This is a genomic window from Mesorhizobium intechi (assembly GCF_002879535.1).
Classification (GTDB): Bacteria; Pseudomonadota; Alphaproteobacteria; order Rhizobiales; family Rhizobiaceae; genus Mesorhizobium; species Mesorhizobium intechi.
In genome coordinates this window covers 1-11,112 of the sequence record NZ_PNOT02000353.1, presented here as the reverse complement: position 1 = coordinate 11,112, position 11,112 = coordinate 1, and the positions used below count along the sequence as shown (strand labels likewise).

15 protein-coding genes are annotated in these 11,112 nt (G+C 63.3%); 9 read left to right on the top strand and 6 right to left on the bottom strand.

Annotated elements, in window-relative coordinates; genetic code table 11:
- Position 1 precedes the first annotated feature (1 nt).
- The 6 genes from C1D09_RS29735 (at position 2) to C1D09_RS29710 (ending at position 6,163) form a co-directional block, all read left to right on the top strand.
- Entirely contained in the window at positions 2-559 is a 558-nt protein-coding gene (locus tag C1D09_RS29735; protein WP_246135924.1) for a TetR/AcrR family transcriptional regulator, read from the top strand.
- A 177-nt stretch (positions 560-736) separates the two neighbouring features.
- Positions 737-1,033: a co-chaperone GroES gene (groES, locus tag C1D09_RS29730; protein ID WP_006203049.1), complete on the top strand. Its 297-nt coding sequence runs from the start codon at positions 737-739 to the stop codon at positions 1,031-1,033.
- A 68-nt stretch (positions 1,034-1,101) separates the two neighbouring features.
- Positions 1,102-2,757, top strand: coding sequence for a chaperonin GroEL (groL, locus tag C1D09_RS29725; protein ID WP_095770579.1), 1,656 nt, complete (start codon positions 1,102-1,104; stop codon positions 2,755-2,757).
- Positions 2,758-3,096: 339 nt separating this feature from the next.
- Entirely contained in the window at positions 3,097-5,124 is a 2,028-nt protein-coding gene (locus C1D09_RS29720) for a Tad domain-containing protein (RefSeq protein WP_246135923.1), read from the top strand.
- Positions 5,121-5,726, top strand: coding sequence for a TadE/TadG family type IV pilus assembly protein (locus tag C1D09_RS29715; RefSeq protein WP_246135922.1), 606 nt, complete (start codon positions 5,121-5,123; stop codon positions 5,724-5,726). The genes C1D09_RS29720 and C1D09_RS29715 overlap by 4 nt, the downstream gene beginning before the upstream one ends.
- Positions 5,723-6,163: a TadE/TadG family type IV pilus assembly protein gene (locus C1D09_RS29710; RefSeq protein ID WP_246135921.1), complete on the top strand. Its 441-nt coding sequence runs from the start codon at positions 5,723-5,725 to the stop codon at positions 6,161-6,163. The genes C1D09_RS29715 and C1D09_RS29710 overlap by 4 nt, the downstream gene beginning before the upstream one ends.
- A 2-nt stretch (positions 6,164-6,165) precedes the next feature.
- Here the strand turns inward: C1D09_RS29710 and C1D09_RS29705 are convergent, their stop codons facing one another.
- The gene (locus C1D09_RS29705) at positions 6,166-6,774 is read right to left on the bottom strand and encodes a TetR/AcrR family transcriptional regulator (protein ID WP_143977540.1); all 609 of its coding nucleotides are present in this window, start codon (positions 6,772-6,774) and stop codon (positions 6,166-6,168) included.
- A gap of 98 nt (positions 6,775-6,872) precedes the next feature.
- On the opposite strand from C1D09_RS29705, the gene C1D09_RS29700 reads away from it, so the two are divergent.
- The 3 genes from C1D09_RS29700 to C1D09_RS29690 are packed head-to-tail and all read left to right on the top strand — an operon-like array spanning position 6,873 to position 8,768.
- The gene (locus tag C1D09_RS29700) at positions 6,873-7,883 is read left to right on the top strand and encodes a zinc-dependent alcohol dehydrogenase family protein (protein ID WP_143977539.1); all 1,011 of its coding nucleotides are present in this window, start codon (positions 6,873-6,875) and stop codon (positions 7,881-7,883) included.
- A gap of 33 nt (positions 7,884-7,916) precedes the next feature.
- Positions 7,917-8,366: an OsmC family protein gene (locus C1D09_RS29695; protein ID WP_143977538.1), complete on the top strand. Its 450-nt coding sequence runs from the start codon at positions 7,917-7,919 to the stop codon at positions 8,364-8,366.
- Between the two features lie 15 nt (positions 8,367-8,381).
- Entirely contained in the window at positions 8,382-8,768 is a 387-nt protein-coding gene (locus C1D09_RS29690) for a nuclear transport factor 2 family protein (RefSeq protein ID WP_143977537.1), read from the top strand.
- Between the two features lie 14 nt (positions 8,769-8,782).
- Here C1D09_RS29690 and C1D09_RS29685 read toward each other — a convergent pair whose 3' ends face one another.
- The 5 genes from C1D09_RS29685 to C1D09_RS29670 form a co-directional block, all read right to left on the bottom strand.
- Positions 8,783-9,394, bottom strand: coding sequence for a LysE family translocator (locus C1D09_RS29685; RefSeq protein ID WP_095770916.1), 612 nt, complete (start codon positions 9,392-9,394; stop codon positions 8,783-8,785).
- A 108-nt stretch (positions 9,395-9,502) separates the two neighbouring features.
- On the bottom strand, positions 9,503-9,883 hold the full coding sequence (locus C1D09_RS29680) for a YkgJ family cysteine cluster protein (protein ID WP_143977536.1): 381 nt from the start codon (positions 9,881-9,883) through the stop codon (positions 9,503-9,505).
- A 4-nt stretch (positions 9,884-9,887) separates the two neighbouring features.
- Positions 9,888-10,052, bottom strand: a complete 165-nt coding sequence (locus C1D09_RS33350) for a hypothetical protein (RefSeq protein WP_167514805.1) — start codon at positions 10,050-10,052, stop codon at positions 9,888-9,890.
- A gap of 1 nt (position 10,053) precedes the next feature.
- Positions 10,054-10,461: a hypothetical protein gene (locus C1D09_RS29675; protein WP_010915422.1), complete on the bottom strand. Its 408-nt coding sequence runs from the start codon at positions 10,459-10,461 to the stop codon at positions 10,054-10,056.
- On the bottom strand, positions 10,461-10,688 hold the full coding sequence (locus tag C1D09_RS29670; protein WP_143977535.1) for a hypothetical protein: 228 nt from the start codon (positions 10,686-10,688) through the stop codon (positions 10,461-10,463). Before C1D09_RS29670 ends, C1D09_RS29675 begins: the two co-directional genes overlap by 1 nt.
- Between the last annotated feature and the right edge of the window lie 424 nt (positions 10,689-11,112).

Sequence of the window (11,112 nt, the reverse complement as noted above, 5' to 3'; positions counted from 1 at the left end):
CATCGACGCCATACTGTCGACGACCATGCGGCTGATCGGCGAGAAGGGCATCGACGCCGTCACCATGAAGGAAGTCGGTGCGTTGGCGGGCGGACCAATCGCCACCGTTTATCACTACTTTCCCAGCAAGTCGGCGATCCTGGCGATGCTCTATGAGCGGTTTTCGGAGGTGAGCCGCGCGCGATTGACTGATATCCTCGCCGACGTCCGCGAAGCCAAGGACGTCATAGCCGCTGCCGACCGGTTGCTTGACGACTATCTCGGTCGCGTCGCCGGCGATCCGGCCATCCAGGACCTGCAGAACGCCATCCAGGCCGACAAGGCGCTCAAGAATCTCGACATCGCCGAAACCCGGCATCAGGCCAGGATGTTCTGCGACCATGTCACCGCCTTGATCGAGCCGGGCAAGCATGAGCAGTTCGAACGCATGGTTCTGTTGATCTTTCAGCTCGCCGGTGGCGTGGTGCGCCTGGCGCTCGCGGAGGGCGAGGCGCAAAGCCGCCAAACCATCGAGGATTACCGGTCCATCATCCACACGCAGTTGCGGCTGTTTCTCTAAGACCCGATGCGTGGAAAAAAATACCGCTTTTCGAGGCCGCCCCGCGCCTTGACTCTCGCAGGTCGGCGGCCTATTTCAGCGCCACGTTAGCACTCGCTCTTGATGAGTGCTAACTATATGTCCGGCGGCGCCGGACGGAGGAACTGTTTCTCACCGTTCTCATTCGAGGAAGAAAAAATGGCAAAGTCGAAGTTCCGCCCGCTTCATGACCGCGTGGTCGTTCGCCGGGTCGAATCCGAATCCAAGACCGCCGGCGGGATCATCATCCCGGATACGGCGAAGGAAAAGCCGCAGGAAGGCGAAATCATCGCCGTCGGCTCTGGCGCGCGCGACGAAGCTGGCAAGCTGGTGCCCCTGGACGTCAAGGCTGGCGACCGCATCCTGTTCGGCAAGTGGTCGGGCACCGAAGTCAAGCTCAATGGCGAAGACCTTCTGATCATGAAGGAATCCGACATTATGGGCATCATCGGCTGATCATCGGCCTACCATCAACTGAATCTTGAATCTTCGGGCTCGATCCGAGCCCCTGCCAGGAGTTAAACATGGCTGCCAAAGACGTAAAATTCTCCCGCGATGCCCGTGAGCGCATGCTGCGCGGCGTCAACATCCTCGCCGACGCGGTCAAGGTCACGCTCGGCCCCAAGGGCCGCAACGTCGTCATCGACAAGTCGTTCGGCGCTCCGCGCATCACCAAGGACGGCGTCACCGTCGCCAAGGAAATCGAGCTTGAGGACAAGTTCGAGAACATGGGCGCGCAGATGGTCCGCGAAGTTGCTTCGAAGACCAACGACATCGCCGGCGACGGCACCACGACCGCGACCGTTCTGGCGCAGTCGATCGTCCAGGAAGGCCACAAGTCGGTTGCCGCCGGCATGAACCCGATGGACCTGAAGCGCGGCATTGATCTGGCCGTCACCGAGGTCGTCGCGGCTCTCGGCAAGGCTGCCAAGAAGATCAAGACCTCCGAGGAAGTCGCCCAGGTCGGCACCATCTCGGCCAACGGCGACGAGTCGGTCGGCAAGATGATCGCGGAAGCGATGCAGAAGGTCGGCAACGAAGGCGTCATCACCGTCGAGGAAGCCAAAACCGCCGAGACCGAACTCGAAGTCGTCGAAGGCATGCAGTTCGACCGCGGCTATCTCTCGCCCTACTTCGTCACCAACGCCGACAAGATGGTTGCCGATCTCGAGGATGCCTACATTCTGCTCCACGAGAAGAAGCTCTCCAACCTGCAGGCAATGCTGCCGGTTCTCGAAGCCGTCGTGCAGACCTCCAAGCCGCTGCTGATCATCTCGGAAGACGTCGAAGGCGAGGCCCTGGCCACGCTGGTCGTCAACAAGCTGCGTGGCGGCCTGAAGATCGCCGCCGTCAAGGCTCCGGGCTTCGGTGATCGCCGCAAGGCCATGCTGGAAGACATCGCCATCCTCACCGGCGGCCAAGTCATCTCGGAAGACCTCGGCATCAAGCTCGAGAATGTCGGCCTCAACATGCTCGGCCGCGCCAAGAAGGTGTCGATCTCCAAGGAGAACACCACCATCGTCGACGGCGCCGGCAAGAAGGCCGAGATCCAGGGTCGCGTTGCCCAGATCAAGCAGCAGATCGAAGAGACCACTTCGGACTACGACAAGGAGAAGCTGCAGGAGCGTCTCGCCAAGCTGGCGGGCGGCGTTGCGGTGATCCGCGTCGGCGGTGCGACGGAAGTCGAAGTCAAGGAAAAGAAGGACCGCGTTGACGATGCGCTGAACGCAACCCGCGCGGCCGTGGAAGAAGGCATCGTTGCCGGCGGTGGCGTGGCCCTGCTGCGTGCTTCGGCCAACATCAAGGCTGCCGGCGCCAATGCCGACCAGGCCGCTGGCATCAACATCGTGCGTCGCGCGCTGCAGGCTCCGGCCCGCCAGATCGCCTCGAACGCCGGTGCGGAAGCATCGATCGTTGCCGGCAAGATCCTTGAGAACAAGGGGGCGACGTTCGGCTACAACGCCCAGACCGGCGAATATGGCGACATGATCGCCATGGGTATCGTCGATCCGGTCAAGGTTGTGCGCACGGCTCTGCAGGACGCGGCCTCGGTCGCCGGCCTGCTCGTCACCACCGAAGCCATGATCGCGGAGGCTCCGAAGAAGGAGTCGGCTGGCGGCGGCATGCCTGGCGGCATGGGCGGCGGCGGCATGGGCGGCATGGGCGGCATGGACTTCTAATCCAAGCTTCCTGGCTTGTGGATACGAAGGGCGGCAGCGATGCCGCCCTTTTTCATTGTCTTGTCCAATGGCACCCTGTCGCCCCTCGGCTTCCGCGAAGATGGCCGGTATCGGTTCGGCGCCACTCGATCGTGCAACTTCCTTTCTTGACAATTTTCCAGCGAAATCAAAGTTTTAGACCGCTTCCTGGCTAGGCCGCGCAATTTGTCGGACAATATTTTTTAACACATTCGCGTTTACTTAAGAATGGGAGCACGACGAGGTTGCTCCAGCGGGCAGCGTGTCGGGTACCCATCGATGCAATTTTTCCGGCGATTTTTGCGGAACCGGGATGGCAACGTGCTGATCATCTCGGCACTGGTGATGCCGGTCCTGATCGGCATGGCCGCCCTGGTGACCGAATATGGCGCAGCCCTCGTCGAGCGGGCCGACAATCAGCGGGTCGCCGACCTGTCGGCCTATGCGGGCGCCCTCGCCTACAATGCAAACAAGTCCACCTCGCAGATGACTGCCACCGCCGTCGGCGTCGCGGTGCTCAACGGCGTTCCTGCAACCAATGTGCAGGTCAGCCTGGTTGCCTCCCCGAAAACGACCGGCGTCAACGCGGTTTCGGTGTCGATCAACACCTACAGGACGCTGTTCCTGGCACGCGTCCTCAATGATCGCCAGCAATTGCAGATCTATGCCAATTCGGTTGCCGAGCTTGGCGCGCAGCCGCAAACGCCCGGTTGCATGCTTGCGCTCGACGGCACACAGACCGGCCTGACGCTGAGCGGCGGCACTTCGATCTCGGCGCAGAAGTGCACCGTCTCTTCCAACAGCACGGTGACCGTCCCTTGCGGCACCAGCATTTCGGCGATCGGCGTCAACTACAATTCCGCCGCCGCCCCGAGCCAGCCTTGCAGCGGCATCACCGGCCCAGGCGGGGCGACCGCGGTGATCACCAAGCAATCAACCCCCGACCCGCTCGCAGGCAATGCCGCGGTCACCGCCGCCGTGGCCCGCATTGCAACGCTTGCCGCGCTTTCGACGACAATCGCGCCAACAGCCCCAACCACTCCCAACGGCAACAACATCGACTTCGGCTGGAACACGGGCCCCACTCAAGGCCAGGCGAACGCGCTCGGCTGCACGGCCGCTTGGGCATCGTCGTCATCAACCTGGACGCTGGACTGCGGCAGCAAAACCACGGTCAACCTGGGCACCATCACCATTGGCGGCGGCATCAATCTCAACTTTGCCACCAGCGGCGCGGCTACGACGGTTTACAATATCGCCGGCGATCTCACGACCAGTGCCACCACCAATTTCGGCCCAGGCACCTACAACTTCGCCAAGACCCTCACCACGGCCGGAACCACCAATTTCGGCGCCGGCACCTACAATTTCGGCAAGCAGGTGACCGCCTCCGGAACGACGACCTTTGGCGCGGGCACGTTCAACTTCGCCAAGGGCCTGACCACCGGCTACGGCACCACCACCTTCGGCGCCGGGACTTTCAGGATCGGCCGTAGCGACACCGCCTGCAACGGCGCGGGACAGGTCAGCATCTGCAACGCGGCCGCCTTGATCTTTGCCGGACCGAGCACTTTCGAGCTCCCGGGTGGCTACACCAACACCGGTACGCTCACCTTCGGCTCCGGCTCGACCAATTCATACAAGATCGGGCCAGGCAGCAATGGCGACGCGATCACGCTCGGGGGCGGTTCGACAACGATCATGGCCGATGCGACGGGCGCGAGTAGCGTTTTCCAGGTCGTCGGCAATGTAAATGGCGGCGGCGGCGGCAGCTGCTTTGTCGTGCCGGCCGCGGCTCAGCATGACATCGCCGGCAATTTCATCGGCTCGGGCGCCATCCTGCTCGGCGCCGGCGTCTATACGGTGGACGGCTATTTCGCGCTGGGCGGCAATGGCGGCGGCAGCGCCAACTGCAACGGCAGCACGATCAGCGTCAGTGGCGCCAATGTGACGCTTGTCCTATCGGGAAAGGCCAAATCCAGTTCGGGAAGTTGCAACGGCTATGTCTTCTGCGTGGCCGCCGGCTACAGCAACATCATCCTCACCGCGCCCCAGTCGGGAGCGACGGCGAAGCTGGCGGTGATCGGCCCCACCAGCAGTTCCAACACCGGCGGCGCGACCTTCGCCGAAGGCGGCTCCAACGCCCAGATATCAGGCGCATTCTATTTTCCCTACGGCCCGATCATCATGAATGGCGGCTCGAGCGTGCTGGGATCGAACACGGACGCGAGCAAGTGCCTGCAGATGGTCGGCTCACGCATCACGCTGTCGGGCGGCACCACAGCCGCATCGGAATGCATCGCCGCCTCGAGTGCCGGTGGCAGCAGCAAGGTGAGCCTCGTGCAATGAGAAATCAGTCACGCCCCGGCCGCGGCTTGCCGGCCAGCCGGCGTTTCGCGTTCACAGACTTCCTGCGGCGCCAAAAAGCCGGCGTGTCGGCGGTCGAGTTCGCCTTGGTCAGCCCCGTACTGCTGGTCATCCTGGCCGGAACCGTCGACATAGGAGGCTCGTTGAAGGCCAAATTCGAACTGAGCTCGGCGGTTTCGGCCGGTTCAAACTATGCGCTGCTCAATGGCGACAAGGTCAATTCCACCGGCGGCGGCGCGCTGGCCGGCAACATTGCGACGGTGGTCACCAGCGGCCTGAGCGGCAATGGCGGCAGCATTCAGGTCGTGATCAACAACGGTGCGGCACTTGCCTACAATGCCACCACATCCACGGCCACCCAGAGCGGCACGGCCTCCAATGCCGACCTTTGCTACTGCCCAGGCAATGCCGGGACCGTGGCATGGAGCGCTCCGGCGACATGCGGCAGCGTCTGCGGTGCCGGCGGGCTCGCGGGGAAATTCGTGACGGTCACGGCCAGCAAGCCCTATACGCCGCTTTTCGGCGGCTTCGGCATCGTCAGTAACGGCAACATCACGGTCAAGTCGGTGGTGCAGCCGCGATGAGCCGTCGCCGATCCTTCCTGCGCGACAGATCCGGTGCCAACGCCGTCGAATTCGCCTTGCTGTCGGTGCCATTGCTGCTCGTGCTGATGGGCACGTTCGAGTTCGGCCGCATGTACTGGGCCCAGCATGTGCTGAATGAAATCGCCGCGGCAGGGGCGCGTTGCGTCGGCGTACTGCAGAGCGGATGCACGCAGAACGGCGTCTATGACGCCGCCACGGCCACCAGCTATATCAGCGGCAGGGCGGCAACCGATGGCATCTTGCTCGGCAACGCCAACATCACCGTCAGCAACAACACCACCTGCTCGGGCCTGTCCGGCTTTTCGAGCGTCCAAGTTTCCTACAAATTCACGACCGTATTACCGGCCTTCCTGACGTCGCTGGCTAACGGCCCGAACCTCAGCGCCAGCGCTTGCTTCCCGAACCAGGGGGCTTGATTTCAGACACCGGCCTCCGCGCGATGCCGTGCCTCGCCGGCAAGCACCGCGGTTTCGATCAGCGCCGCGACCTCGTCCGCCACCGCCTGAAGAGGGGCGCGGTCCCGGGTGGCGCGGGCGATCACCATCAGCCCTTCCAGCGACGATTCGACCAGCAGCGCAAGGGCGTGGGCGCGGCGTTCGGGCACTCCGGCCCTGACGAAGGCCTCACGCAACAGCCCTATCCATTGCTCGAAGGCTGCCCGGCACAAATCCGCCAGCTCCGGCACGTCGGTCGGTGAGTCCAGCACGACAGGCGCGACCGGACAGCCGAGCGAAAACTGGTTGTCTTCCAGCATGCGCCCCACCGACTGATAGATATGATGGACTGCCACCGCCGGATCCCTTTCGGCGGCCAGCGCTTCGCCCAGTCTCGCCGTCACCCCGGCAACACTGTCACGCGTCACCTCGATCACCAGTTGGTCCTTGCCGCCCGGAAAATGGAAGTAGAGCGAACCGCGCGGCGCGCCGCTGGCGCTCAATATGTCGTTGAGCGAGGTGCCGTGATAGCCGCGCTGCCGGAGCAGCAGCGCTGTCGTCTCGAGTATGCGGGTGCGGGTGTCGTTCGCCATGTCAACCTCTGTCAGCAGAGATCACTATAGGCCTTGCGTCGAATATGACAATCGGTCTACATAATATGTAGATCAGTCTACATATTGGAGCCAACACCATGCGCAGCTATCGTCTTGACGGGTTGGGCGGGACTGTATGCCTGGAGATGCGCGACGAGCCAGAGCCTCAGCCGAAACCGCATGAAATCGTGGTGCGCGTCCGTGCCACCTCGCTCAACCGCCGCGACACGATGATCCTCAACGGCACCTATCCACTGCAGCCGCGCCGGAGCGTCGTTCCATTGAGCGACGGAGCTGGTGATGTTGTCGCCATCGGCGATGCCGTCACCCGCTTCGCCGTCGGTGACCGTGTCACCGGCAGCTACTTCGCCCGCTGGATCGACGGCCGCATAAACGCCAGTCTGATCGACCAGCTGGGTTGCACGCTGGACGGCATGCTGGCGGAATACGCGGTTCTCGACGAACAATGGGCGGCGCGCCTGCCCGATCATCTCGAATGGCATGAGGCGGCGACGCTGACCTGCGCCGGCGTGACCGCCTGGAACGCGGTGACGAGTGCCGGAATTCCAAAGCCAGGCCAATGGGTTCTAGTCATCGGTTCAGGCGGGGTCTCGCTCTTCGCACTGCAGTTCGCCAAGCGGCTCGGCTGCCGCGTCGCGGCCGTCACCTCGCGCGGGGAGAAAGCCGACAGGCTACGGACGCTGGGGGCCGATCTTGTGATATCGACATCGGATATTCCTGAATGGGGCGCGGCCGTCCGCGACCAGACCGGCGGCATCGATCTCGTCGTCGAGACCGGTGGCCCTGCGACCTTCTCGCAGTCGCTGATCGCCAGCACGCTTTACGGACACATCGTGCTGCTTACCCTGCAGGATGCGAAAGGCGGATCGATCCAGATCCCGGCGGCGCTCTACCAGCGCAGCCTCGCCACCATCAGCCGCCTTTTCGTCGGCAACCGGAGCAATCTCGAAGCCATGCTGCGCGCTGTTTCGCAGCACCGCCTGCGGCCCGTCGTCGACAAGGTCTTTGCCTTCACCGAGGCCCGCGATGCCTATCGCTATTTCCAGCAGGGCGACGTCTTCGGGAAGGTGGTCGTCGACTGCGCCTGATCCATCGATGCCTCAAACCAAAGGAGAACGACAATGACAATTCGCGAAGCCTCGGCGAAATGGCAAGGGACGCTGAAAGAGGGTTCGGGCAAGGTGAAGCTCGGCAGCGGCGTCTTCGAAGGCGCCTATTCCTTCCCGTCGCGTTTCGAGAACGGTCCAGGCACCAACCCGGAAGAGCTGATCGCTGCGGCGCATGCCGGCTGCTTCTCTATGGCCCTGAGCGCCATACTGGGCACAGCCCATTATGTACCGACAAGCATCAGCACCGTCGCCAAGGTGCATCTCGGCGCGACCGCCGCGGGACCAACGATCACCCGCATCGAGCTTGAAACGCAAGCCGAGATTCCGGGGCTTGCTCCGGATGAACTCCAGAACCTCGCGGAGAGGGCGAAAGCGACATGCCTCGTTTCGCGCGCGCTGGCCGGCGTGGCCTCCATCACGCTCAAGGCCGAGCTCATCGCAAACACCACCAAGGCACAGTGACATCAGGAGAACGAGATGAAACAGGACAGCATTATCACCCTCAATCCAGACGACCGCTCCGGACAGACAGCCGAGATCATGCGGCGTTTCAACGACGTGTTCCAGTTGCACGACCCGTCCGCACTGCCCGAACTGATTGCCGAACAATGCGTCATCGAAAACACCGTGCCGGCGCCTGATGGCGCGCGTCATTCGGGGCGGCAAGCGTGTGTCCAGCTCTGGTCGGCGATCGCCACCCAGCCAGGCACGCATTTCGACCTAGAGGAGACCTTTGTCGCCGGCGACCGGGCGACCATTCGCTGGCGCTACTGGATGGCCGACGGCAACTCCGTCCGTGGCGTCAATCTCATGCGTGTAGAGGACGGACGCATCGTCGAGGCGATGGGCTATGTGAAGGGATAGCTGGCCGGTCGCCGCTACCGATCAGCCAATGCCAACTTGGCGCCGAGCATGACAAACGCACCGGCGAAGGTTCGGCGCATCCAGGTCAGCACCATCGGCCGCGAGGCGACATGGCGGCGGATCGAAGCGGCGAAGATGCCGTAGCCGACGAAAACCACGAAGGTCAAAAGCATGAAGACGGAGCTGAGCTCCAGCATCTTCGACAGCGCATTGGGCTCGGTGGTGCTGACGAACTGCGGCAGGAAGGCGAAGAAGAAGATCGACAGTTTCGGGTTGAGCACGTTGACGAGGATGCCGGTGGCAATCACCTTGCCGGCCGAGCGCGGCGCGACATTATCCTCGACGCTGAGGCCGCCCTTCTCCTTCAGCGTGTTCCAGGCCATGTAGATGAGATAGGCGACGCCGAGATATTTCAGCGTCTCGAAGGCGACCGCGCTGGTGTGCAGCAGCGCCGCAAGGCCGGTGATGGCGGCGGCCATGTGCGGAATGATGCCGAGCGTGCAGCCGAAGGCGGCGATGATCGAGGCCCGCGCCCCGCGCGAAAGTCCCGCACTCAGCGTGTAGAGAACGCCGGTGCCAGGCGAGGCCACGACGATCAGCGACGTCAACAGAAACTCGATGCTCACGATGATTTCCTCCTCGGCCCTGTCCGGCATGGAAGCTATCGGGTGGCGCCAGTTGAGGCAAGCAACGGCGATCGGCGTTTTCCTTGCGCCGCAAAGCGGGCGATGGAACTACCCTACCGCCAGCCCGTGCGCGGCCCTTGCCATCAGGCACTCCTCGTCGCCAGGCATGCAGGCACGGCAGACATCCGGGCGCATTTCATAGATGCCGCAAGCGGTCGACTTGCCGACTTCGCCGGTCAGGGCCGAACAGCGCACGCCCTCGCAGCGCATGCCGGACAGGTCGAGGGCTACATATTTTTCGGGGATGCGCTCGAGCATGGCGTCATCCTCGGTGGAGAAACGCGGCCACTCGGCCGAATAGGAACAGCACGCGCCGCAGCTCTGGCAGTCGAAGAGCGGCGCGGCGTTGCGTTGTGAGGAAAGGCCTGCGGCTGCGGCCAGGGCGAGCAGCCCCGGCGCGGCAGGATTGCGATCGGCGTCCCTCGGCAAGGCGCTATTTCTTCTTGCCTGTCTTGCGCGCCGGCGCTTCGGCCGGTGACTTGAACAGATCGGTCGCGGGGTCGGCGGCTTCGCTGGCCTTCGCGGCGGCCGGCTTGGCCGGCTTTGCTGCTGGAGCCGGCGCTGCCGGCTGGTCCTTGGCGGAGAATTTAATGGCCATGTCAGTCCTCGTCGGCGAAACGCGATGATGGGGCGCGCGGATTGCGCAAGCGGCCGATCAGCGCCGACACCGCCGTGATGTTCATTTCCTCGGGCGACCAGTTCCTGGCTTCCGCGATGTGATGGGGCGCCAGTTCGCGATGCGTGCTGCCGCTATAGGCGGCATCCTGATAGGTGACCCGCTCGAGGGTCTTCTTGTCCTCGCGAACGTATTCGATCAGGTAGTTCGGGGCTTCGGCGCGGCCGCGCACACCGACGCGCACCTGGGCATCGCCATGGGCGCGCTTGCAGCGTTCGAGCTTTTCCAGCACGCGCCGGACATATTCGACGGGCTTGTCCAGGGTTTCGACCATGTCGGCGATGGTCGCATCGGCCGCGATCGGCGTTGGCGGTACGCGCTTGGTGGCCATCAGCGTTTTCCGGCTCTTTTCGGCTGCGCCGCGGTTGCAGCAGCGGCCGCCAATTCTTCGGCTTCCTTTTCCAGGCGCAGTTCGCGCAAGCGGGCGGTCTTGGCTTCCCGCGCCGCGCTGACGGCGTCGCGCTCGGATAGGATGCGATTGAGCGACATCGACTGGGTTTGCGTCTTGCTGAACAGCGACACCGCCGGATCGGCGGCGGTCTTCGAATGGTCGGTCAAAATCTTTCTCCTGTCAGGAGCCTGGTGCCGGTAGCGCGAGACCGGGCCGTCGGTCGGGATCACGCACAAAGCAACACGGCATCGGGGCAATACGGCGGCGGATTCAAATTGCCAAGCCGTCCCTTAGCACGTTAAGCCCGATGCGCAGCGCATTTTCGGCGGCAGCAAGCGTAAAATGAAAAAGGCCAGGCACCGCCTGACCTTCCCTGGGGAGTATCGCGCATCCCTGTGCATCCTTCAGGATGTCAAAGGATGCGCAGGACACGCTCCTCTCATGCGCATGATGTTCCTTGGAAACTCAGGTCTTCAAGGCACGCGCCAGAATTCGCCCCTCACCGGTGCCAGTACATCCGTGGTCACCGGGAGGGCTGAATTCGTTCTTCAGGCCGCCTTCAACTGATCGGCGGACATCTTGCCCGACTTG

Coding starts and splice junctions, on each gene's coding strand:
- groL (WP_095770579.1), top strand. CDS start 1,102: ATGGCTGCCAAAGACGTAAAATTCTCCCGCGATGCCCGTGAGCGCATG.
- C1D09_RS29705 (WP_143977540.1), bottom strand. CDS start 6,774: ATGGCGAACGACACCCGCACCCGCATACTCGAGACGACAGCGCTGCTG.
- C1D09_RS33350 (WP_167514805.1), bottom strand. CDS start 10,052: ATGGCCATTAAATTCTCCGCCAAGGACCAGCCGGCAGCGCCGGCTCCA.
- C1D09_RS29710 (WP_246135921.1), top strand. CDS start 5,723: ATGAGCCGTCGCCGATCCTTCCTGCGCGACAGATCCGGTGCCAACGCC.
- groES (WP_006203049.1), top strand. CDS start 737: ATGGCAAAGTCGAAGTTCCGCCCGCTTCATGACCGCGTGGTCGTTCGC.
- C1D09_RS29695 (WP_143977538.1), top strand. CDS start 7,917: ATGACAATTCGCGAAGCCTCGGCGAAATGGCAAGGGACGCTGAAAGAG.
- C1D09_RS29700 (WP_143977539.1), top strand. CDS start 6,873: ATGCGCAGCTATCGTCTTGACGGGTTGGGCGGGACTGTATGCCTGGAG.
- C1D09_RS29690 (WP_143977537.1), top strand. CDS start 8,382: ATGAAACAGGACAGCATTATCACCCTCAATCCAGACGACCGCTCCGGA.
- C1D09_RS29675 (WP_010915422.1), bottom strand. CDS start 10,461: ATGGCCACCAAGCGCGTACCGCCAACGCCGATCGCGGCCGATGCGACC.
- C1D09_RS29715 (WP_246135922.1), top strand. CDS start 5,121: ATGAGAAATCAGTCACGCCCCGGCCGCGGCTTGCCGGCCAGCCGGCGT.